General features: G+C 66.2%; 21 protein-coding genes, 1 other RNA gene and 1 pseudogene. 8 read left to right on the top strand and 15 right to left on the bottom strand.

Going from position 1 to position 21672, the window contains the following annotated elements; all coding sequences use genetic code 11:
• Window positions 1–22: 22 nt before the first annotated feature.
• From KF837_03225 to KF837_03200, 6 genes are all read right to left on the bottom strand, one after another.
• Window positions 23–1762: a hypothetical protein gene (locus KF837_03225; protein ID MBX3226290.1), complete on the bottom strand. Its 1740-nt coding sequence runs from the start codon at window positions 1760–1762 to the stop codon at window positions 23–25.
• 182 nt (window positions 1763–1944) lie between these two features.
• Complete coding sequence (locus tag KF837_03220) at window positions 1945–2280, bottom strand: hypothetical protein (GenBank protein ID MBX3226289.1); 336 nt, start codon at window positions 2278–2280, stop codon at window positions 1945–1947.
• Window positions 2281–2407: 127 nt separating this feature from the next.
• Entirely contained in the window at window positions 2408–2923 is a 516-nt protein-coding gene (locus KF837_03215) for a hypothetical protein (protein ID MBX3226288.1), read from the bottom strand.
• Window positions 2920–4047, bottom strand: coding sequence for a hypothetical protein (locus KF837_03210; protein MBX3226287.1), 1128 nt, complete (start codon window positions 4045–4047; stop codon window positions 2920–2922). Before KF837_03210 ends, KF837_03215 begins: the two co-directional genes overlap by 4 nt.
• Before the next feature lie 7 nt (window positions 4048–4054).
• Entirely contained in the window at window positions 4055–4489 is a 435-nt protein-coding gene (locus KF837_03205) for an acyl-CoA thioesterase (protein ID MBX3226286.1), read from the bottom strand.
• 3 nt (window positions 4490–4492) lie between these two features.
• Window positions 4493–6268 carry a hypothetical protein gene (locus KF837_03200; GenBank protein MBX3226285.1) on the bottom strand — a complete coding sequence of 592 codons (1776 nt, stop codon included), beginning with the start codon at window positions 6266–6268 and terminating at the stop codon, window positions 4493–4495.
• A gap of 322 nt (window positions 6269–6590) precedes the next feature.
• On the opposite strand from KF837_03200, the gene ssrA reads away from it, so the two are divergent.
• Window positions 6591–6954, top strand: a transfer-messenger RNA (tmRNA) gene (gene ssrA / locus KF837_03195).
• Window positions 6955–7103: 149 nt separating this feature from the next.
• Here the strand turns inward: ssrA and KF837_03190 are convergent.
• The 3 genes and pseudogenes from KF837_03190 to KF837_03180 all read right to left on the bottom strand — a co-directional run bounded on the left by KF837_03190 (window position 7104) and on the right by KF837_03180 (window position 9312).
• Window positions 7104–8195, bottom strand: a pseudogene (locus KF837_03190) (tyrosine-type recombinase/integrase).
• A gap of 110 nt (window positions 8196–8305) precedes the next feature.
• Window positions 8306–8602, bottom strand: a complete 297-nt coding sequence (locus tag KF837_03185; GenBank protein ID MBX3226284.1) for a ribbon-helix-helix protein, CopG family — start codon at window positions 8600–8602, stop codon at window positions 8306–8308.
• Window positions 8599–9312: a recombinase family protein gene (locus KF837_03180; GenBank protein ID MBX3226283.1), complete on the bottom strand. Its 714-nt coding sequence runs from the start codon at window positions 9310–9312 to the stop codon at window positions 8599–8601. Before KF837_03180 ends, KF837_03185 begins: the two co-directional genes overlap by 4 nt.
• Before the next feature lie 564 nt (window positions 9313–9876).
• Here KF837_03180 and KF837_03175 point away from each other — a divergent pair.
• Window positions 9877–10035: a hypothetical protein gene (locus KF837_03175; GenBank protein MBX3226282.1), complete on the top strand. Its 159-nt coding sequence runs from the start codon at window positions 9877–9879 to the stop codon at window positions 10033–10035.
• A 297-nt stretch (window positions 10036–10332) separates the two neighbouring features.
• Here KF837_03175 and KF837_03170 read toward each other — a convergent pair whose 3' ends face one another.
• Entirely contained in the window at window positions 10333–11301 is a 969-nt protein-coding gene (locus KF837_03170; protein MBX3226281.1) for a hypothetical protein, read from the bottom strand.
• A gap of 260 nt (window positions 11302–11561) precedes the next feature.
• Between KF837_03170 and KF837_03165 the strand changes: the two genes are divergently transcribed.
• Window positions 11562–11867, top strand: a complete 306-nt coding sequence (locus KF837_03165; protein ID MBX3226280.1) for a helix-turn-helix transcriptional regulator — start codon at window positions 11562–11564, stop codon at window positions 11865–11867.
• Window positions 11868–12032: 165 nt separating this feature from the next.
• On the opposite strand, the gene KF837_03160 is transcribed toward KF837_03165, so the two are convergent.
• The 3 genes from KF837_03160 to KF837_03150 all read right to left on the bottom strand — a co-directional run bounded on the left by KF837_03160 (window position 12033) and on the right by KF837_03150 (window position 13717).
• Window positions 12033–12704, bottom strand: coding sequence for a hypothetical protein (locus KF837_03160; protein ID MBX3226279.1), 672 nt, complete (start codon window positions 12702–12704; stop codon window positions 12033–12035).
• Window positions 12701–13114: a hypothetical protein gene (locus KF837_03155; GenBank protein MBX3226278.1), complete on the bottom strand. Its 414-nt coding sequence runs from the start codon at window positions 13112–13114 to the stop codon at window positions 12701–12703. Before KF837_03155 ends, KF837_03160 begins: the two co-directional genes overlap by 4 nt.
• Before the next feature lie 87 nt (window positions 13115–13201).
• On the bottom strand, window positions 13202–13717 hold the full coding sequence (locus KF837_03150; protein ID MBX3226277.1) for a hypothetical protein: 516 nt from the start codon (window positions 13715–13717) through the stop codon (window positions 13202–13204).
• A gap of 257 nt (window positions 13718–13974) precedes the next feature.
• On the opposite strand from KF837_03150, the gene vsr reads away from it, so the two are divergent.
• From vsr to KF837_03125, 5 genes are all read left to right on the top strand, one after another.
• Window positions 13975–14448, top strand: coding sequence for a DNA mismatch endonuclease Vsr (vsr, locus tag KF837_03145; GenBank protein MBX3226276.1), 474 nt, complete (start codon window positions 13975–13977; stop codon window positions 14446–14448).
• 78 nt (window positions 14449–14526) lie between these two features.
• Entirely contained in the window at window positions 14527–16641 is a 2115-nt protein-coding gene (locus KF837_03140; protein MBX3226275.1) for an ATP-binding protein, read from the top strand.
• Between the two features lie 40 nt (window positions 16642–16681).
• Window positions 16682–17794, top strand: coding sequence for a DNA cytosine methyltransferase (locus tag KF837_03135; GenBank protein ID MBX3226274.1), 1113 nt, complete (start codon window positions 16682–16684; stop codon window positions 17792–17794).
• Between the two features lie 540 nt (window positions 17795–18334).
• A complete protein-coding gene (locus KF837_03130; protein ID MBX3226273.1) occupies window positions 18335–19216 on the top strand; it encodes a hypothetical protein in 882 nt (293 codons plus the stop codon).
• A 110-nt stretch (window positions 19217–19326) separates the two neighbouring features.
• On the top strand, window positions 19327–20208 hold the full coding sequence (locus KF837_03125) for a hypothetical protein (GenBank protein MBX3226272.1): 882 nt from the start codon (window positions 19327–19329) through the stop codon (window positions 20206–20208).
• Window positions 20209–20217: 9 nt separating this feature from the next.
• On the opposite strand, the gene KF837_03120 is transcribed toward KF837_03125, so the two are convergent.
• Window positions 20218–20874: a hypothetical protein gene (locus KF837_03120; GenBank protein ID MBX3226271.1), complete on the bottom strand. Its 657-nt coding sequence runs from the start codon at window positions 20872–20874 to the stop codon at window positions 20218–20220.
• Between the two features lie 289 nt (window positions 20875–21163).
• Entirely contained in the window at window positions 21164–21403 is a 240-nt protein-coding gene (locus KF837_03115; GenBank protein MBX3226270.1) for a hypothetical protein, read from the bottom strand.
• Window positions 21404–21672 lie beyond the last annotated feature (269 nt).

The raw sequence follows: 21672 nt of genomic DNA, 5'->3' as shown, positions 1-21672 counted from the left end.
TCGCCGTCGCGAACGCGCAAGCTCACTCGTGACGCCGAAACACCACCGTGCGGCGGGCCGCCTTCGGGGGCAGCCTCGTCTTCGGCGCGGGGACGAGCACGATGCGTTCGAGCGGCTTGATCGGCGCCGAGCGCGGCTCGCCGTCGAGCGTCCACGGGGGGGCGTCCTTCGCCGCGAGCGGGAACACCCACGGGTCGACCGGGGCGATGGTGAGGGCGACGACGGCGTCCTCGTTCGCGCGGCCGAGCACCTCGGCGCCGGCGTCGGTCTCCGTCACCGCCTCGATCGTGGTCGGCTCGAAGCCCTCGCGCTTCAGCCGCCGTGCGAGCGTGATGAGCTGCGTCTCGCGCATGAGCGCGGCGGGCTCGGTCGCGTCCTTGAAGGCGAAGAGCCAGAACGGCGTCTTCGCGCGCGCGAGGCCGGTGACCGCGTCGCCCTCCACCCGCCAGCGCGAGAGCCCCGAGAACACGCACAAGCTCGCGACCGCGCTCTCGAGCGGCGGATCGCAGAAGGAGAAGATGCCCTCCGCCGTCTCGGGGTTCAGCGTCCCGGTCTTCGCGACGGAGAGCGACGCGATGCGCAGCTCCTTCTCGTCGTCGACGCGCTCGATCCCCGTCGTCACGAGCGACGCCGGGACCCAGCTCGCGGTCAGGAGCTCCTTCGCGATCCACTCGCGATCGTTCGGCGGCACCGCCGTCGCCGCGATCGCGACGCCGTCCTTCTTCGCCGCCTCGTGCATCCCGAGGAGGCCGCCGAGCTTCCCCGCCGGCGCGATCAGCACGTCGACGGCGCTCTGCTCGTCGGTGGGCGCGGGGCCCGGTTCCCGCTGAACGAGCACCGTCGCCGCCGCCGACGTGCACCACCCGATGTTGCCCGCGTGCGGTCCCATCGCGAGCGCGCCGCCCTTCTGCCGCAGCGACACCGGCCGCGGCTCCGACTGCAGCACGAGCGCGCAGCTCGCGGCCGGCACCTCGACGAGCCCGAACGGCTTCGCGGGCGGGATCGTGATCGCGGGCTTGAAGCCGGCCGCGCGGAGCGCCGTCAGGTCCGCGTTCGCGCGCTCGCCGCCGGCCGCGAGCGACGGGGCCTTCTTCGCGTCGAGCCACGCGTCGAGCTCCGCCTCCGCGCACGCGGTGTCGATCGTCGCCGTGGTCCCGGGAGAGAACGGCAAGAAGGGATACGCGCGCGACCCGCCGATCGCGCTCGCGTCGACGCGGAGGAGCACCATCCCTTGCGCGGCCCTGTCGCTCGTGATCGTCACGCTCGCGGGCTCGCAGAGGCAGGTGACGATCGGCGCGCTCCCTTCGATGACGCCGCCAGGATGCGCGAGCTTCAGCTTCGACGACGGCGTGACGGAGGTGGCGACGATGCACCCCGTCTCGACGCTCGCGGCGAGCTTGGTCGGATCGCCGCGCGCCGACGTCTCGACGACGGTGAACCCGAGCGCGGCGAACGGCGCCGCCGCGGCGTCGAGGGCCTTCGTGCGGTTGGTCTCGCGGATCAGGCTCCCGGCGATGACGCCGAGCGCGCCGAGGATCACGACCGCCACCGCGCCGAGCCGCAACCGCCGCCGCAAGATGCGCCTCGCGACGGCGCGGTGCTCGACCTCGTGCTCACGCGCACGCGCGGCCTTCTGCTCTTCGCCCTCGCGCCGCACGCGCTCGTGCTCCGGGTGGCGTCCATGCAAGATCGAGAGCGCGCGCTCGACCTCGGCCAACTCGGGAGCGTCCTTCTTCGACTCTTTCTTCTCCGACGACGACATACGGGCAGCAGCCCATCGTCGCGCGCCCCACTGCGAGCGCGCCAGTTCTTACTCAACGTCGGGGGCTTTGCCCCCGACACCCGCGCGAGGGCCGTGTCTGGGGTGGAGCGCTCGGGGCGCTGCGCGCCCGCTTTCGCGGCCGCTTCTGGGGCTCGGGCTCGATGGGCGCGGGGTGGGGTGGATTAGGCGCCGCGGGCCATCCATTTTGCGCCGCGGACGCTTTGGGCTTGTTGGACGGGTTCGTGTCCTTCGTCCTGGACGTCGCCTTCTTCGTCGACGGGGAGACTTCCGTCGTCGGAGAGGACGAGGAACGGTCCACCTTCCTCCTCGTCGACGACCTCGTCGCGGGCGGACTCGGACACCGACTCCCCGGTCGTCGCGGACCCGATGTACTCCTCACCGAAGAACTCGGCGTCGGCGGCCTTCGCGGTCACGCCCGGCGAAGCGTCGTCCGCGATGTCGGGGAGGAAAGCGTTGCCGTCATCGACGCGCGTGGCGGTCTGTCGTTTGGCTTTCATGGTGACGCGTGTGTGCAAGCGATGAGCCCCGCTCGCGCGACGACCTCGACCGCACGAACCCACGCGATTCCAGCGATCTCACGCGCCGGTCTCAGCTGTGGCGCAATTGCACTTCGTCACTCCCGTCTCACTCGTGAACGGAGAGTGACGCGGACGCGGTGCACGCGCCGGAGCAGCCCTGACCGCGGAGCACATAGTCCACGTACCGCCACTCGAGCTTGCCCCGCACGTCGCGCGGGACCGCTCCCGCGATCGTCCCCGTCGTCCCCCAGCGGCAGCCGTCGCCGTCGTAGTCGAGCTCCGTCTTCGCCTCGAGCGCGAGCTCACCGTTCGACACGCTGCCCTCGTAGCGGAGCGCGCCGAAGACGGCGTGGGCATCGCCGTCGCCGCTGCACGGGTACCGAAGCGTCCCGCCGCCCTCGACGCTCTGGTCGAGGTAGCAGCCGAACGACGACTTCTTGACCGCTCCGGCCACGAGCCGCGCAGTGCAGATCGGCGCGTCGGGATCGGGTGCGGGGCGCGGCGCCTCCGGCTTCACGCCGAGCGGCGGCACGACGAGATCGGAGGCGACGGCGACGGGCGGCGGCGGCGCCTCGTGCCCGCAGGAGGCGACGAGGACGGCCGAGATCAGGAGACGCTTCATGGGGCGGAGAAATGGATCGTGCGCGCGGTCGCGTCCGCGCCGGCGGCGATGCTACCCGAGTACAGGACGACGATGCGTGTCCCGCTGCGCGCCGCGATCACCTTCGCCGCCGCGCCGGACGGGAGCTCGAACGACGCGGTGCTCGCCCCCTTCGCGTCCACGACCCAGGCGCCGTTCGTCTTGTCGTAGGCGGGGCTCGCGATCGCGACGCCGACCGAGCGCACCCACGCCTCGCGCTGCACCCGGCTCGACGCTCCGTAAAACCGATATTCCCACGACGCGGAGAACTGCCCACTATAAAGAGGCTGCCCTTCGTAAATCCAGAATCGATTCCGCTTCGGATCGTCGTCGCTGATCCCGCGCTCCTTTTCGTGCGTCGCGGCGACGAGCGCCGTCGGCGAGCCCGTCCGTACGAGCTCGAAGCCGGCCCCGCCGAGCACGGTAGCGATGTCCCATTGCGTCTCCGTCGTCACGTTCGTGTGCCCGAACTCGAAGAAGCCGACCTTCGGCAGGTCCCCGCTCGTCTTCACGTAGGCGGTCGCCTCGACGATGCGCCCGTCGGCATAGATCGCGTACGTCGTCGTCGCGGTGTGCACCGAGCCGTGCGGCGGCCGGTGCGCGAACGTGGTCTTCAGGATCGCGCGCGCGGCGTTCTCCTCCACGATCTCGACGGTCCCGCCCTCGGAGCGCTGGGTGCCGTACGACAAGCCGTCGTACCCGACCTGGATCGGCTCGCTGATCGCGATCGGCTCGTAGCCGAGGTCGAACGCGGCCCCTCCTTCCACGCTGAGGTCATGCCACGAGACGAGCTGCCACGACCGCTTCGCGGTGAACCCGAACGACACGCGTCCGTCGACCACGAAGGCGATCGCCGGCTCGCTCGGCGATCCGCTCCGTCGAAGCGGCGTGGCATCGACCGGCAGCGGCGCGACGCCACCCTCACCACCGCTCTCGCTCTCGCCATCGCTCTCGCCGTCGCGCGGGAGCGCCTCGGCGTCGGGCGCTCCACCTTCTTCCGCCGAGCTCGCGCGATCGCCGTCGCTGAGGCCGTCGAGCGAGACGACGAGCTGACAAGCGCAGGCCGCGCTCGCGAACGCGACGATACCGGCGATGCGACGCAACATGGCCACGTTACCCCGCTTCTCCGGCCGCGACGTACGGCGCGACGCGGGCACGGAGCTCGTCGCTCCAGGGCGCGGGCCGGCGCGTCGCGGGATCGACCGAGACGAGGACGCGGGTGCCGCGCGCGTGGTCGACGTCCTCCTCCATCGGGAGGATGCGCATCGCGAACGTGAGGCTGGTGCGTCCGAGCTTCTCGATCCAGATGCGCACGCGGACCTGACCGAGCTCGCTCACGGGTCGCAGGTATTCGACGTTGTTCGCGCGGACGAGGTGCACGCGATCGGGGTTCTTCGTCTGATCGAGGACGCGGTCCCATCCCATCGTCCGCGCCCAGAAGGCCCCGATCGTCCGCTCGAACAGGAGCAGGTACTTGGCATTGTGGAGGATCTGGAGCGCGTCCAGATCATCGAAGTACACGTCGTGGATGGCCTCGAAAAATCGCATAACTCAATAAACGCAGCGAAATCCGATGGCGTAATAGCCATTGGGCTCGTCGGGCCAGTTCGTACGCCAGCTCCGATTGAGGAGCGAGGTGCCGTGCGCCTCCCACGAGCTCGTATAAATGAAGTTGTATTCGGTGTCGGAGGCCCAATGCAGCAGGTTGCCGGCGATCTCGACCCCCTGCAGGTTCCTGCCGGTGGGGAAACGGCCGGGAGGAGAGACGTGCCACGCGATGTCGGCGGCGTCGCCGCCGGCGAGGAGACGCCGCCCGGCGACGTTCGGGAATCCGTAGTTGAACCTGTGATTGAGGCGCGAGTCCTGCTGATCGGCGCTGTAGGGGCCGCTGCCCCACGGATGGGTCGTCGTACCTTTGTTGGTATATGCGTTCGTGAGCTGCGCGAGCGTCGGGAGCGCGCCGCCCTCCCACGAGCAGAACGCGCGCGCGAGGTGCCAGCCGACGCAGTTGAGCGCCTTCACGTCGAGCTGCTCTTGCGTGAAGTCGCTGAAGTCGTCCCCGCTCCGCGGCGTGAAGTAGGTGTGACCGCCGAAGGATCCCGGCGCGCAGGAGCGCTTCGACTGGTTGTTGGGGTTCGCGTCGTTCGGCGCGCCGACCCAATAAGAGCCGAGCATCCGGTTCGCCTCTTCGACGCTCGCCGGAACGAGCGCGTCCCAGCTCGCGTTCCAGCCCGCCGTCGTCTTCGCGAACGCGCGCACGTTGCCGTTCGTCCGCTCGATGAACGCGCGCATCCGTCCTGCGGTGACGTGGTACTTGTCGATGCGCGCCGCCGTGTCCACGATCGGCGCCCGCGCGCAGCAGCTCTCGTGGTTGGCGCCGGCCGCGCCGACCTCACCCACGCCGCAGGTGACGCCGCCGTGCTGGAGGGTGCAGCTACGGCCGGCCGCGCACTTCTTGTCGAAGGCGCAGCCGTTGGACGCGCAGTCGGTATGGACGGCGCAGCCCAGCCCCGCCGCGCAGCGCGGGGTCCCGGCGCCGGCGCCGCCGCAGTCGACGTCGGTCTCGTCGCCGTTCTTCACCCCGTCGTCGCCCTTCGGCTCCTGGCAGACGCCGGCCTTGCAGACCTTGCTCTTGCAGTCGCGCGCGCCCTCGACGCACGCCTTGTTCGCGTCGCACGCGGGCGCGGTGCCGCCACCGCAGTCGACGTCGGTCTCGTCGCCGTTCTTCACCCCGTCGTCGGCCAGCCCCGCCTGGCAGACGTCGTCCTTGCAGATCTTGCTCGTGCAGTCGCTCCCCTTCGCGCAGCCCTTCCCGGCGACGCACGCGGCCGCGACGGCGCCGCCGCAGTCGACGTCGGTCTCGTCGCCGTTCTTCACCCCGTCGTCGGGTCCCGGCGCGGCGCACGCGTCGTCGGCGCAGATCCCGTCGCGGCAGTCCTTGCCGGCCTTGCACTTCTTGTTCGTCTCGCACGGCGGCGCGGTCGGCCCGCCGCAGTCGACGTCGGTCTCGGTGCCGTTCTGCACCTTGTCGTTCGACGTCGCGGCGACGCACACGTCTTTCACGCAGACGAGCTCGTCGCCGCAGTCGCCGTCGCCCCTGCACCCGACGAGCGCCGCGCAGCGCGTCGCGCACGCCCCGCCGCAGTCGACGCCGGTCTCTTCCCCGTCCTTCTTCCCGTTCGAACACGACGCGCCCGGCGTCACCGGCGCGTTGCCGCTGCTGGCGCTACCGTCGCCATCGTCCCCGGCCGGATCCGCGTTCGTGCTCGCCGAACACGCGACGACGACGATGCCGAGCAGCGCCGGCGCCCAGAGTGCTCGCAGCATTCCTAGAATGCTACGTGACCCAGCGCACCCGCCATAGCGCACACCGCAGAAATTCGAGCCCACCGGCGAGCTGCTCGCTTCCTCTCTTCGTAGGATGACGACGCGCCCCGACCGCCATGGTCCCCCCACCTCCCGCGCCGACCTCGACGCCAACGCTTCCCGAGCTGAACGATCTCCAGCACGGTCCAGCTGACGATCACGAAGCGCACCGCCGAGCTCGTCGAGAGCATCTACGACGGCCGCTCCTCCAGCGCCGCCATCCTGACCGCGCACCCTTGCATCGAGCCGCTGTCGCACCTACGTTGTGGAGGCTCATCGCCATGGGGGCGATCGGTTTCGACGGAGATCTCGACCAACTTGCTGCGTGCCGTGGGGCTCGACGAACCACGTAAAAACTCGACGGGAACCATAATTGCGAACGACAACGCAATCGCTCTCGCTGCCTAAACAGCAGGTCTGAAAGCCGGTCGACCGATGGGCCCGCCAGCGCCCGCGGAAGCCCGTCAACAAGCTGGCTAGCCAGAGCCCGGGACACCGGGGCCGAGGCGAGATCAAACAGGTGCCTAGTCCCAGTGCGAGCGCGTCGGCCCGCGCAAACTGAGACGACCCAATAGGCCGAATACGCACGTAGACGCAGCTGGCCTCGAAATTTTCGGACCCGGGTTCGATTCCCGGCGCCTCCACCACGCCTCGCACCTTGTTTTCTAGGTCGCGAGGCGTTTCTACGTCCACCTGAAGACGATTCCGGGGACGATTCAGGGTCGTCTGGCAGGCCCAAGAGCGACCGCGGAAGAGGCGGGAACGGCGTGCCGAACGTCGCAGGGTCGAGGTTCTCCGCCTCGCGGATGTAGCCCTCGGTCGTCTCGTAGCGGTTGTGCCCCGCCCTCCTCTTGATCACCTGCGGCTTGTCACCTCGAACCGCCATCCACGTGATGCCGGTCGCACGCAGGTCGTAGAACGTGATCCGCTTCTGCGTCTTCGTATTCGCGAACAAGACGGAGCGCTTCACCTTCGCCGCCTCGAGACACCGATGAAGGAACGGCGCCAGCTTCGCGAGCATCGGCGGTGCGACGCGCCCCGTCCCACCCGCCTGCTTGTGCATCACCTTGAGGAGCGGCATCAACGTCGGCTCGATCGGATTGCGACGTGGCGTCTTCGTCTTCGTGGTCGTCACCGCGCCCTTCTTCCGATCGAGCGACGAGTGGATGTCCACCACCTGATGTTCGAGATCGACGTCTTCCCACTGGAGCGCCTCGAGCTCGCCAGGGCGAACGAAGAGGTACACCGCGAGCGCGATGAGGCGTCGATCGGCGAGCGGCACGTCCTTCGACGAGACGACCTGAAGGAGCTCGTTCGGGTAGAGGTAGCTCTTCGCCTTCTTCCCGCCGCGGTCGGGGCCTCGAACACTGAGACATGGATTGACCGTGAGGACTCGCAACGCTCGCGTCTTCGAGCTCACGGCATCGGCGAACATCGTCGTCACCACGCTCCACGCGTTCGCCGCCGTCTTCCACGCGATGTCACCGTTCGCGATGAGCCGGTCGAGGTCTTCGACGATCGACTCGACATCGTCGCGCGTGATCTCGGACATGGCGTCGTCGCCGAACTTCTTCAGCACATACTTACCGAGGCACCAGCGAACGTTGTCCGTATCGGCGAGACCGCGCGACTCGCGATCGGCAAGCCACCGCTCGCACCACGTCTCGACCTTCTCGTCCGACGTGAGATCGCGCTCGGCCCCGCGCGCCACCTTCACACGATTCTCGCGACGAGCACGCTCCGAAGCGGCCTTCGCCTTCGCTTCCGCCTCCTCTTTGCTCAAATCTTGGCGGAAGTGGACGTACGGGCGCGTCCCGTCCTTGAGCGTGATGCGCGCCTTGTAATGATCCTTGTCCCAAACGACGGTCCCTGTCGCCTTCCGCGGCATCTCACGCGCTCCGAAGAGGTAAACGCGTTCTTCTTCGTAGGCCGGTCCTCGGGCGCCATCCTTGGCCAACTCGGAGAGGTGACCCGGACCATCTGTAGGGGTGAGCCAAGTTAACCCCTCCCACGCCCCATGGGGGCTCGCTTGCGTGCTGGGGTCGTCACCATCTCTTCGTCGAGCAGTCGCTTCGGGTCGTCCTCCAGGGCGGAGAGACCGATCTTCAGCGCGGCGCGGGCGAGGGCGTGCCTCGAGACGAACGGAAGACGTTCGGCGAGGACATCCAGCCGCTCGTAGTCCTCGGGGAGAACCCGGATTGCGATCATCTCGCTGAACTTCGCCGCCTTCTTCTTCGCTGCCATCGGCGTTCCAGAGTACGCAGCGGAATCGGGCACGTCGATCTTCGCCGTCATCGCGCCTCCCTCGCCATGACTGCAACCTGCCGGAGGGCGAACGGACGTCCCGTGCGAGAGGTGAACCCCTTCAACTCGCACTCTGCGACAATCGCCCGGAGGCTGACGCCATCGCTACGGCGCCTCCTCACGTACTCGATGACGTGCCGCTCCTTCGGGCAGTCAACCAGGGTGCGCCGGTCGTCGGCGAGCGCGAAGCCGAAGGGCACGGCGCCAGCGCGTTCACCCCTCGCACGCTTGGCGGCGAGAGCGGCGCGTGTCCGTGAGGCAATCAGAAGCCGTTCGTATTGAGCGAAGACGTCGATGATCCCTCGAAGGAGAAGACCCTCCGGTCCGTTGGCCGCGCTCGTCCCGTCGGCCGCCGACACGCGCGCCCCGCATCGCTCAACGAGACGCTCAATGGCCGCGACGATGACGACATCGCGACCAATCCGATCTCTCTTCGCGATCACCAGGTGACCCGCGCGATGCATCTTCAGGTCGTCGATGGCGCGAAGGAGGATGGTTCGCTGTTCAAGCGGGGTCGCGCCGCTAACGCCCGCTTCCAGGTGCCAGGCGATGACGTTCACGCCCTCACGGGTTGCCCAGCTCGAGATCGCCGCGCGCTGCGCCTCCGGTCCGAGGTGCTGTTCGTCGGTGGAGACACGCATCAGAGCGACGCCGATCGCAGGGTCGCCAGCCTGTTTTCGTGGATGGTTGATTGTTTTCATCTGTTACAACATGAAGACTTTCACCTCTTCCCACCGTGTTCCAACCCCACGGTCGTTACACGGCGTCACGGGGTGTGGAAAACCTCGGGAGTCGGAGAACGCACCAGGACGCGCCCGTCCTCGCGTTGGTAGGTCCCCCCTCGCCTCCCGCATCCGGGGCGCTCCAGGGGCGTCCTGGCGCCCGGAAAGGGGATCCAAACGCGTCCCACCACGAACGGCGCTTTCCGAAGTATCCCACCATGTAGGATAGTGCGTCCCGAGACCTCCGCCGCGGACCACGGAGAGGCGTCGCAGCGTGGCGCCATCACCCGGCGCCATCCACGTCACGCGCGCCGACGCTACGCTGGCGTCATGCAGTCGCTGCGCGAACAGCTCGAAGCGGTCTACCGGGGCGAGCGCACGTCGATCACGATCCCGAAGGCGTGCAAGGTGATCATGCGGAGACCCCGTGGTCGTCCCCGCGTTCATCCCGCTGGCGCTCATCCAGGTCACGGCTACACGCTTCGTACGGCGAGCGGCTACCCCATGCGATGTCGGGCGCGAGGCTGCACGAAGATCCTCCCGATGCGCGCCACGTCGATCGTCTGCTCGTACCCGTGCGAGGAGCTGCTTCGTCGCGAAGTCGAGGAATGCCTCGCGATCATGAACGGCGAGATGCCCGCCCGCGAACTCGCTCCGTACTTCCGCGGGCGCCAGATGTCCTACCGTCGCGTGCGCCCCTGATCGGCGTGCGAGGCTGGGAGCCCGGACGCAAAGCGGCCACTGCCAGATCGTGCGCTCAGGGGTAGCCGCGACGACGAACGACCGGCATCAACCTCGCGGGTTTCTGAACGGGCGGACTCGAGAGAAGTTCGAGGCTCCGCCCTCTTCTTCGGCGCAGATGCGTCCATTCGCTGCCTCCTTTGCCCCTCCTCCTCGCGGGTCTCTTGCTTTTCAATAGCCGAAAGTGGCCTCCAAACCCCTGACCGCACCGTCCATCCGCCACACGCCTCGAGAGGCCCGTTGCCGTCGCCGCCCTCGTCACTCGACGAGCTCGCAGTACCGGATGATCACGTTCATCACGAGCCCGTCGACCTTCCCGCGAACGCGCACGCGGTCGCCCTTGTTGAGCGCCTTCACTTTCTCGGTCTGCGTTCGCTCGAAGAAACAATGCACTTGGGGATGCTCGAACGCCTTACCCGTGCCGATCGCGAGGGTGATCCCGCCGATGGTGCCACGTTCGAGCGCACCCGCGACGCCGCCGAACTCGACGACGTGTCCCTTGAAGGAGTCATCGGCTCGAACTTCGTTGCTGCCGTACTCCTTCAGTAGCTTCGCGAGATCGATCTCCTCGGGCGGAGCGTCACCGAGCTTCGACGCCTTCAACTCGGCGAGTCGCGCCGCCTCGTCCGTCGTGAGCGTCCCGATCAACGCAAGGCGCTCGAGGGCTGCTCGTTCTCGAACGAGATACGGTCGTACCGGCTTCGCGGAGTTTTCCCAACCTATCGGGCCGCCGCTTCGCGCGGTGATGAACTCGCGCATGTAGTCGGCGTCTTCGGGGTTGAGGTAGTACGCGAGTCCGGCGAAGTCGATCGGAGCTGTTCCCGCCTTCTTCGGCGACCAGACTCCGTGACGCGGCTCGGATGCCAGGCTCGAGATCGATCCCTTCGCCTTCGCAGCGAAGTCGCCAGGGAGCGCGCCCGTCCTCGGGATGATCGCGCTCACCTTCAAGACCATGTTCATCAGCTTCCGCCGCTCGAGCTCCTTCACGAGGTTCTCCGGGATGAAGACTCGATCGCTCTCAAGCTCCTCGGTGATCAGGAGCTCGGAGATGGCGCTGAAGACGAGGTTGCGATCGTCCAGATGCTTCTCGTCCCAGATCGTCGTGTACGACTTGTCCGCTACGAGCTCCGCCTCGAGCGCCGGCGCCTCCGAGGCTTTCGCCGAGAGGTAGGGCGATGGATCGGGCGGGAGCTTTCGCGGCGCCGTTTTCGGTGTCGCTGCGCTCACGATGCTCGTCGGGGTTTGGTCCCCTGCATCAGCGGTGGACGTCACACCTTTAGCTTTGCACCCGGTCTCCATGGCGCAAAGAACCGCCATCCCCATCAAGCATCGCCCGATCTTCATGCTCATCGCTCGCCTCCTCACGCACGCCCGAATCGGTGTTCATCGCCGATCGAGGGATCGTAGGGACGCGCATGAGATGACGTCAATCATTGCGTCTGTTCAGTCGTTTTACCTCTGTCCGTCGAGAGGTAACCGCGTTCAAGATGGCGCGAACACGCGGCGAAGATGTCCTTCAGAAGGTCGCCGCGAACCTTCGCTCGCTTCGCCAGCGACGTGGACTCACGCAGGCGGCACTTGCGGAGATCGCGGACATGGAGCTGCGTCAACTCCAGCGAGCAGAAAGCGGGCGGATGGACTTCGGCTTGGTCACGCTCGACATCCTCGCTCGTGCGCTGGAGGTCTCGCCGGGTCGCTTCTTTCGCAAGGCCGCACTGCCTGAACCTCGTCGCGGGCGACCGCCGAAGAAGAAGACACGAGCTGCGACGGCCACGCGGATCAAGCGAGGGTGATCGCTCTGCCCCACCGAGGGAGACATCAACAGGATCATCCCGCTGCATGCACTCCAAGAAGGACGGATCAATCCCCATACAAGAGGACCGACGACGAACACGGCGCACGAATCGTAGAGAGCCAGGCTCATTCCACGCTGCGCGGCGATGCTGAGATGAATCGCTTCACCAGGCGTGGGGATCGACGACGCAGCCTCGTCGTCGACACGCCGACCATCGCGGGCACGCGACGAGGAAGCCCCACGCACCATCCTTGGTGAGGTACTCCCCGCCACGTCGCTCGGGATCGAAGGGCTCGAACTTGTTCACCGTCCCGCACCGCTTGCTGAGATCGCGCCACCGCTCCTCGGCGAGCTTCGGATCGAAGCGGTCCGCGTTCTGGTGGACGTGAAGGAGCACGTGGAAGTGCGGCGCCTCGCGTTGCTGAAGCTCCATTCCGACCGCGAGAGACAGGTGCGTCTTCATCTCGCGAGCGAGACCCTGCGCCCACTCCTTCAGCAACGACAGCGCGAACGCTCCGCTGACGACGTGCCTGAACGTCAGCGTGATCCACCAGTCCCACGGGCGATACGATTGAACGAGGTCGCCGTCGCTCTGGCCGGGCAAGCGCTCCCACGTCGCAGAATGAACCGGAAACAGCTCCGCGAACTCGCTGACCGTCATCGTGCGCAGCGAAGCTCGCGTCTTCGCGGTCGCCTTCAATGGCTTCTTCCCTCGCCGACCACTGGCGTTTCGCTTCGCCGTCTCCCGTCCCTCGCCCGCCGCGCGTCGCTCGCCGACCAGCGGATCGTACTCGCTCGGGCAGGCTCCCGCCCGCTGCACCTTCCAGCGCTTCATCGTTGCCTCCGACGCCGGAGGTTTGCCTCGTCGAGGAGACGTCCGATCTCGTCGTCGTCCGTTCTCGTTCCCGCAGGGACCGCCGATGGTGTCCGCCGTCGCGACTCGATGAACCGATGAACGTCGTCGCGCAGCGCGTAGACGCGTCGCTTGATGACGAAGCTCGGGAAGTAGTCGGCGCGGGCCGCCGCCAAGAATGCCTTGCGCGGGAGTGGACTCGTCTGCGCCGTGTAGTACCGCGACGATTCGGTGCCAGCCGTCATCGCGCGGAGTTCGCCTGCCACGAACTTTCCGACGAGCGCCGCGAGAGGTTCAAGAATCACTCGGACCTCTCGCCCCATCGACTTCGCCTTGACCCCCTCGCGTGTCGTCGCTCCCCTGCTCGCCGTCTCTTGTCGCCGTTTCGCCATGCGAGAAAGCTGACTCAGGACGACGGCTCCGTGGAGCTGACATCGATTCGCCGGGGACGGCGCCAGGATCGCCGGGGAGGGCGGATCTCAGCGTGCCGGGGTCTGTCTTCGTTTGGTCATCAAGGCGCGCCACCGCCGCGGGATCGTCTTCACGTCCACCTCGACGAAGCCGAGAGTTCGCAGGAGGTCGACGACTGGCTTCCATCGCGGATGCGATGCCTCGCCCGCCTTCGCTGGCGACCACCCAGCAAGCGCAGCGGCGATCATCTCGTCCGTAGCGTTCGACGCCTTCGTCCCGAGGCGCCGCCGCAAACGCAGACGCATGAACCGAACGCGGTCCTCGGGCTCCTCACCCAGCGCGGCGTCGAGGTCGAGCAGGATCTCGTTGCGTGCGAGATCGGCTCCCTCGACGAGTCGGTGCAACTCCCGCAGCACGCGCCCCGCCGTCGCGCTCTCCAAAGATGCAGGTTCGTCCACGAGCCACTCCTGAACGCGCAGCGTCAACGCGAGTACCGCCTCTCGGGTCAGGGGCACACCTTCGGCCCATGCGCCATCGCGCTCGAGTCGGCGCGCGAGAAGGTCTCGCCAGACGACGGGATGCACACCACGCCGGTAGGCCCTCGCCTTCCGGTCGATCTCGAGGAGCCACCGTTCGTCGCCGGTCAGTTTGCTAGGCTCAACCGGCTGCGGATGAACACGCCATCCTCTCGTGGGACCCGGAGCGTTGCTCTCGTCGGCGGTCGATCTCGCCGTTCTCGTTTGCCTCGCGCCTCTCTTGGTAGTCGCCATCGTTCTCGGCCAAGCGGACAGAAGAGATGAAGAGGTTGAACTCTCGCACACCGCGCCCGTCGCCGGCGAGGATGAACGAGACTACCTCTGGAGCGATGCGCCTCCCTTCCGTCTGGGATCCGGCTCCGTCAACCACGGTGCGCATGTCGCGCGTCAGACGGTCCGGGTCGACTCCCGAGCTCGTCGTCCGCAAGGTCGTTCGTGAACTCGGCGGGACCTATCGCACGCAGAACCAGGATCTCCCCGGCTCTCCCGACCTCGCGAATCGCACGAGACGCTGGGCCATCTTCGTTCACGGGTGCTTCTGGCACCGGCACTCATGCCGACGCGCCACCATCCCTCGTCGGAACCAGTCGCTCTGGGAGGCCAAGTTCGAGCGGAACCGACGACGCGACCGTCGAGCCATTCGTGCGCTGCGTGACCTTGGATTCCTCGTCGTCGTCGTTTGGGAGTGCCGGGTCAAGGACGAAGCACGTCTTCGCCAGCGTCTACGTGCGCAGCTTCACGGAAGATTCCCGCGCCGACGCTCTGGTCTTGCTCCGTAGCTCAGGTTATTCTGCCGCCTCTCCATCATCCGTGAGGATGTAACCGCTCACGCATTCGTGGCTCGGCAGGTGGTCCTGGTGGCGCACAAGTACACGATGACGATCTCCCGGCTCACCGTCGACAAGCTCGGCGTGAAGCTCTACGATCGCGTGTCCGCCGTCATCGCAGAGCTCATCGCCAACAGCTACGACGCAGACGCGCGGAGCGTGCGGGTCGAAGCACCGATGGGTGAGTTGCTCGCGAACAAGGTCGGCGACGAGCTGCGAGACAAGGGCTTCGAGATCGTCATCGAGGACGACGGCATCGGAATGACGCCGGACGAGGTGAACGACTTCTACTTGCGCGTCGGTCGCGAGCGGCGCCTCGATCCGAAACGGGGCGACGTTTCCAAAGAGCTCGGACGCAAAGTCATGGGCCGAAAGGGGGTTGGAAAACTCGCGCCCTTCGGAATCTGTCAGTCGATCGAGCTCATTACGGCAGGCGGCGAGAAAACATCCGGGCACGATCTCCGCGGCAAGAAGAGCACCGGCTACGTGACCGCTCATCTCTTCCTCGAGAAGAATCGGATCCTGAAAGACACCGACGACGACTATCACCCTCGCGCCGGCGACCGAGACGGACTGATCAGCCCGACGCGTGGCACCAAGCTCATTCTGCGCAACTTCGCTCATCGACACGTCCCAGACATCGAGGACTTCGCGCGCCAGGTTTCGCAACGGTTTGGAATCCAGCAAGCAAGCTGGAAGATCGCGCTCATCGACAATACGAAGACCACATCACACGCAGATCGTGAGCGTGTCGTCGGTTCCTTCGACGTCGAACTGATGGAGGACACGGCGCTCTTCTTCGAGCAGCGACCTGCAAAGCGTGCCGGGCAGGAGCCCTCGTACGTCACGAAGGGCGCAGACGGAAAGGTGCGCGAAGACATCCCCGCAGGCGTCGCGCTCGACAACCGCTTCTACCCGATCACGGGTTGGCTCGGATACTCGAAGCATCCCTACAAGGACGACCTGATGGCCGGCGTCCGCATCTACTGCCGCGGGAAGATCGCTTCGCAGACGAGCATCTTCAACCGGAAGGCAGGCTTCACCGGAGAGCACGACATTCGGTCTTATCTCGTCGGCGAGTTGCACACCGACTGGCTGGATGAAGAGGAAGACCTGATCCAGACGGATCGCCGAGACATCCTCTGGTCGCATGAACTCGGCCGCGCGCTCGAGGAGTGGGGCCAGCGCCTCGTCGTACAGCTCGGGCGAATCGCCCGCAACCCGATGAAGAAGCGGACGTGGGATCTCTTCCTTGAGGTGTCGAAGATCGAACAGAAGATCGATCGTGCGTTTCCTGGCTCCGACCAGGCCCCGATTCGGGACGGAGCGCTCGGACTCGCGAAGTTGATGGCGCAGAACCTCCGCCACGATGAGCTCGATGATTCCGACCACGTGAAGTCGCTCGTACAGCTCACGATGAACCTTGCACCTCACGTGACCTTGAACGAGAAACTCCGCGAGGCCGCGGAGGATGTCGACTCGCCGCTGGCGGTCGTGAGTCAGATCCTGAAGACCGCACGCATCGCCGAACTCTCAGCTTTCGGTCTCATCGCGGACGAGCGTGTCCGGGTGATCACACGCGTCGAAGAGCTGAAGGACGACAGCGAGACCTTGGAGGCGGCGATGCAGGAGCTGATCACGCATGCGCCCTGGCTCGTGAACCCGCAGTGGTCACCGATCGTTTCCAACCAGACGTTTGCCACGCTCCGCGAAGAGTTCAGGAAGCTCTACAAGAAGAAGACCGGGCAGGATCTCGACCTGACGCCGATGTCGGCAGCAAACAAGCGCGCTGACTTCGTGATGGAGCCCTACGAGGGCACCGTGCAGATCATCGAGATCAAACGCCCCTCCTACAAGATCGGCGACGACGACTTCGGCCGACTCAACGTCTACGTCGATCTGATGACTGAGTTTCTCGACGCCAACCCAACCTTCAAGACCCAGTACGTCGGATTCCACATCACGCTGGTCTGCGACGGCGTGGCCCTCTCGAGCGTCTCGCGAAAGGCGTTCGATGGGTTGAAGAAGGATGGAATCCTAACGCAGATCAACTGGACCACGTTCTTGCTCCGAACACGCAAGATGCATGAGGACTTCCTTCGTGAAGCCGAGAAGCAGAAGAAGAATGCCGCAAAAGACGAATAGAACACGTCGGGCGATTGACCTCTTCTGCGGGTGTGGCGGTTTGACCGTTGGACTGAAGGCGGCTGGCTTTCAGGTCGTCGCTGGCGTGGAGCTCGAACCTCACGCCTTTGCGACGTACAAGACGAACCATCCAGAGGTCCACGCGTACCGTCAGGACATCCGAACCGTCGATGGTGCCAGCCTTCTCGGACACGCTGACGATGGTGTCGACCTCCTCGCGGGATGCCCTCCCTGCCAGGGATTCTCGAGCCTGACCGCAAAGTGGAAACGCAGCGATCCGCGGAATGCGCTGGTCGCCGAGATGACCCGACTGATCGGCGAAGTGCGGCCACGCGTCGTGATGATGGAGAACGTTCCAGGGCTTGCTCAGAAAGGGAAGCGACGTCTGAATGCCCTAGTCCGGGCGCTCGAGGATCTCGGGTATCGAGTCACGTTCGACGTCCTTCAAGTCGCCGACTACGGTGTGCCGCAACGTCGTCGCCGTCTTGTTCTCCTCGCTGGTCTCGGTTTCGAGATCCCGCTCCCGTCCGCGACGCATTCACGAACAGGTGCAGAGGGCCTGCCGAAGTGGCGATCCCTGCGCGACGCCATCGGTGCCCAACACCCTCGCCCGATCACGCTCGCCGAAGCCCAGAAGAAGGGCGGCCCAGCACGGTTCGACTGGCACGTAACGCGGACGATGTCGCCGCAGAACGTGCGACGGATGGCGCACGCAAAACCTGGCCGCGTCTGGTCGAGCATCCCGAAACGCCTCCGACCTGCGTGTCACCAAGATGCGGTTCGCAAGATCGGCTTTCGGAGCGCGTATGGCCGGCTGAAGTGGGACGAACCATCCGTCACGATCACCGGAGGCTGCACAACGTTCAGCAAGGGGCGTTTCGGGCATCCGACCCAACCTCGCACGATCTCCGTCCGCGAAGCGGCACTCATCCAGACATTCCCGCCGTCCTATGTATTCGACACGCCGTTCATCGACTACGCGTGCGAGATGATCGGGAACGCTCTTCCCTGTACGTTCGCCGAGGTGGTCGCACGACAGTGCTTGGACGCGCTCGAATCGCATCAAGCCGCTTCATCGAGGCGAACGCCGAAACCTACGAGCGCACGTCGTCCAGCTCGATCACCGTCACACCGCAGCCGTTCGCATTCGTGATCTCTGCGAGGGTTCGTACGGCGATCTGCACGAGGGCGGAGTCCCCGCTTGCCGCCCCTGCGCGCACCGCCGTTGCGAGCGCCGCGATGAGTACGCGACGAGGGTTCTCTCGAATCGTCCCCGAATCGTCTTCGACAGGTATCGAACGGTCGCCAACGGGACCAATCGGCGCCCTCGCATCGTCGCCGATCCCGCCGTTTGCGCCCGTTGGGTCCCCTTCGGTCGCCGCTCCCACGATTCGATTCCCGGCGCCTCCACCACGGGACCGCGGAAAAACCGCGGTCCCGTTGCTTTGTGCGGAGCGTCGCACGCCCGTCGCAAGGCGGGCCGGCGACGGCGCGACCACTAGAAGACGTGACGACCGCACGCCGGCAAAGTCGCCCCAGAGGAGCCTCACGGGCTCCGTCGAAGGCGTATCCTGGCCAAACCGTGGGTTCCGGCAGCACCTTCCGTAGGACGCCGTTCGCGGAGGCTATTTTGCGCCACGCACGTGAGGACCGCGCGCGGAGAGAGGGCCTTGCGACCGGGGCTGCCGCGCCGATGTTCGACCTCTGGACCGACGGCATCTTCCCGTCGTTGGCAGGCCACGCCGAGCGCGTCGCTCGCGACGATGGGGTCCGCCTTCACAGTCACGCCGCCGCGGTGAACTCGTCGATGGCGTTCGGGTTCAACCTCTTCCTCCCTTTTCGCTTCCAGAACCCCGCTCCTCTCGCCGCACTCTTGTCGCGAGCCACGAACCTCGACCTTCAGATCGAGCGGATCGCGTTCGAATACGGACCGACCGAGATCCTCGCGGAGACGCGCACGGATCCGCCAGGAAGCGATGAGGCATGGACCTCGTCTGACGTCGGCATCGAGGTTCGAGACTCGCTCGGTCGGCGCGGGATCGTCCTCATCGAGGTCAAGCTGACCGAGGACGGGTTCTCGCGGTGCAACGGGCGTACGAGCTCGGGGAACCGACGCCCCGAGGTCTGCGGCTCCGCACGCGCGTTCCTCGCGGAGCCGACTGCGTGCTACCTGACCCGCCCGGTTCGTGCGCGTCGCGATCGTCGCTACTGGGAGATCTTCGCTAGTGCACACGGCTCCGTCACCTCCGCGTTCCCGGGCGTCGACCAGAGTGGCCCTTGTCCGTTCGCCTTCGATCTCCAACAGCCGATGCGAAACCACGCACTGGCGCTGGGCCTCGTCCAGCAGCGCCGCTTCGACTTCGCGCGGCTCGGCCTCGTTCATCACGACGACAACCCCGACGTCGTCCCCCACTGGGAGCAGTACCGCGCGGCCGTCGCCGATGCCGAGACGCTCTTCCGCGTACCGGCGAGCCGGATGGTCGAAGCTGGTCGTGCTTTGAAGGCAGTCTGGTCGGCCGAGTGGGCCGACTACGTCTGTGCCCGATACTTGCTGACTCCGGGAACGGAACGATGAGTGGGATCTCCTTGGACGCGGCTCTGGATGGTCTCGGACGACGGTTGGGACGCCGCATCCGTGTCCCGAGCAGCGCGCGGTGGCGCGTCGAGGCCGGTCCAAGTCCCGTCGTGGTGGCGGCGATGCCGGCCGCAGACCTAGCGCTCAACCTCCAGAGCGACGCTGCCGCCGTTCCGTCGTTCGCCGTCTGCCTCGCGTGGTGGTTCGAGCAGTTCGAGCTCGTCGGGGCCGGCAAGATACGAGCGCGCGTCGAGGTGGTCGGCGAGCTACCAGCGGGCGAACACGTGAGACGCTCGCTCTTCCTCCTCCACGAGTTCGAGAGCCTGCTCGGCGACCGCTTCACGTGCGCGCCAAGATTCGCGGTCCCCTGGCCGCAACAGCCGTTCGTGAACGAGGCCGCAGTCGTGCGTGATGGGGGCGCGCCTCCGGCGGGCATAGACGACGAGCATGCGTTGGAGTGTGCGTTCACCTCGCAATCCCACGTCGTGGACGAGTTCGCGAAGATCGACACCGTGGACGAGTTCAGGCGGCAGCTTCCAGTGGGCATCTTCGACGGCACAATCGGCAGAGCGAGCCGGTGGAGCCCTGGCGGAAAGAGCCAGATCGATCTGTGGGCCGTCGCGGTCGACGGTCGGACCGTCCACCTGTTCGAGCTCAAGATCGCCAACAACGTGAAGCTCGGCATCCTGCCCGAAGCGCTCTGGTACTCACGGCTCCTGCATCGAATTCGAATCGGGGACTTTGGAGGAAGGGCCGTGGGCGGCGGTGGGCCTGCTATCGACGCCGTTCGCAAGGCAGATCGCGTCAGGATGTGGTTGCTGACTCCGAAGCTGCACCCGCTTCTCGAACATCAGGGGCGGTCTCCCCTCGAATGGTTCCGCGCAGGCCTCGCCGGGTCCGGCTTGGATCTGGGCATCCTGCCTTTCGAGATCGAGGGCGACCGCGTGCGGCTCCGAGTGGACCGCCAATGGCCTGCTCTCTCCCGTGGATGACGCGACCAACTACTTCTGCGCCATCAACTCGTCAGGGATCCCAGCGGCTGCACCAACTCGACCGAGGAGGGACCATGCGTACAGTTGCAGCTGTACGAGCAACACGTTCCGCACGTCACCGCCCTGCACGTCGGTCGCGGGCTTGTTCACGCTGTACGCGGTTGGGTGGACGAGTTTCGAGTACAGCTTGAACATCCCGACGTATTCGTCTCGACGCCCCACGGCTCGCGCGAGGTCCCCAGCTCCAAGCAGCTTGCCGTCGCTCTTCACGCCGTGTGCAGTGCCGAGGGTTCGGAGCCTCTGGAGTTCAACTTCGAGGACCTTCGCGTGCGACTCGGATTCGGGTTGCCGCAGAGTGAGAAGGCCTTCGAGGATCTCGATGCTGTCGCGCAGGAACTCCGCCTTCCATCCTTCTAGGCCATCGGGGACATGAAGCAGGTGATGAGCCCTAAGCTCCAATTCGAAGATGCTGCGGGTGCAGAACGCGAGCACTTGAGTGGGGCCTTCCGACTCCCTAGCCGCCACGTCAAGGTACGGCAGCGCCGCCGCCACGAGATTGTGGAGGAAGAGGTTTCGCTCGTCGCGAGCACAGTTGCCCTGAATCCACTCGGCAGCGCGACGGGTGACGTCGCGCAACTCGTCGAGTCGCCGACGGACGTCCGCCATCGATCCAAAGTCGACAAGCTCGCGGAGTCGGCGTGTGTCTTCCCCCATCGTTCGCCTCGGCGCGAGAGTCTATCCGAGAACCGCGGGCGAAGGCGTTGACGTGAAGAAGGTCATTCGAGTCCGGCTGGTCGTCATGCCTCAGACCGCTGGCTTCGCAGCAAGGCTTGTCTGACGGCAGGGGTGCCAAGCGGGATCAGAGCGTCAGGCGGCTCTTCGGGCGACGACAACGGCCTCGCCACGCTCAAGGGCCTCCGCGTTCAGAACGCGTGTTCGCGAAGAAGCAGTGGCGTCACCCCCGTTTGCGGATCGTCGCTTCCGCGATGCGTTCAAGAGCTTCCTTCAGCCACTCGGGCTGCTCGAAGACGCCCGTCACCGGCGAGTACGACTTGCCGCATTCGAGGCAGACGCAGTCCTTCATGTGCCAGGCGCGGACGTCCAGATCGGTCTCTGTGCAGGATGAGCACTTCGATGGCGGGCGCAGGAGCGTGCCGCTTGTGACGTGTCCGTTCTTGCAGCGCCAGAACGGCACGTCGCCTTCGAGGAATGCCCCCGCGTCCTTGCCACAGTTCGGACAGGGTGTAGACCTCATCGTGACGCCTTCACCCGCGGTTTCGGCGGAGCACTTTGCGGCTTGAGGGCGATGACGTTCGCGAGCAAGGTGACCTCCGCGTGAAAGGTCGCAGCGACGAGGGCCCACGCCTTATCGAAGCGCTCGCTTTGGTCCCAGCCACGGGGCGTGAGGATCGCCTGCGCGCCCGGCACACTCCATCGCATTCCACTTTGCTTGAGGCGCTGAGT

The sequence above is a fragment of the Labilithrix sp. genome, from assembly GCA_019637155.1.
In the GTDB taxonomy this organism is placed as follows: Bacteria; Myxococcota_A; Polyangia; order Polyangiales; family Polyangiaceae; genus Labilithrix.
This window is presented reverse-complemented; position numbering and strand designations above follow the sequence as displayed.

Coding starts and splice junctions, on each gene's coding strand:
- KF837_03205 (MBX3226286.1), bottom strand. CDS start 4,489: ATGCGATTTTTCGAGGCCATCCACGACGTGTACTTCGATGATCTGGAC.
- KF837_03175 (MBX3226282.1), top strand. CDS start 9,877: ATGCGCGCCACGTCGATCGTCTGCTCGTACCCGTGCGAGGAGCTGCTT.
- KF837_03120 (MBX3226271.1), bottom strand. CDS start 20,874: ATGGCGGACGTCCGTCGGCGACTCGACGAGTTGCGCGACGTCACCCGT.
- KF837_03160 (MBX3226279.1), bottom strand. CDS start 12,704: ATGAAGCGCTGGAAGGTGCAGCGGGCGGGAGCCTGCCCGAGCGAGTAC.
- KF837_03185 (MBX3226284.1), bottom strand. CDS start 8,602: ATGACGGCGAAGATCGACGTGCCCGATTCCGCTGCGTACTCTGGAACG.
- KF837_03220 (MBX3226289.1), bottom strand. CDS start 2,280: ATGAAAGCCAAACGACAGACCGCCACGCGCGTCGATGACGGCAACGCT.
- KF837_03215 (MBX3226288.1), bottom strand. CDS start 2,923: ATGAAGCGTCTCCTGATCTCGGCCGTCCTCGTCGCCTCCTGCGGGCAC.
- KF837_03210 (MBX3226287.1), bottom strand. CDS start 4,047: ATGTTGCGTCGCATCGCCGGTATCGTCGCGTTCGCGAGCGCGGCCTGC.
- KF837_03225 (MBX3226290.1), bottom strand. CDS start 1,762: ATGTCGTCGTCGGAGAAGAAAGAGTCGAAGAAGGACGCTCCCGAGTTG.
- KF837_03130 (MBX3226273.1), top strand. CDS start 18,335: ATGTTCGACCTCTGGACCGACGGCATCTTCCCGTCGTTGGCAGGCCAC.
- KF837_03155 (MBX3226278.1), bottom strand. CDS start 13,114: ATGGCGAAACGGCGACAAGAGACGGCGAGCAGGGGAGCGACGACACGC.
- KF837_03180 (MBX3226283.1), bottom strand. CDS start 9,312: ATGAAAACAATCAACCATCCACGAAAACAGGCTGGCGACCCTGCGATC.
- KF837_03165 (MBX3226280.1), top strand. CDS start 11,562: ATGGCGCGAACACGCGGCGAAGATGTCCTTCAGAAGGTCGCCGCGAAC.
- vsr (MBX3226276.1), top strand. CDS start 13,975: ATGAACGAGACTACCTCTGGAGCGATGCGCCTCCCTTCCGTCTGGGAT.
- KF837_03200 (MBX3226285.1), bottom strand. CDS start 6,268: ATGCTGCGAGCACTCTGGGCGCCGGCGCTGCTCGGCATCGTCGTCGTC.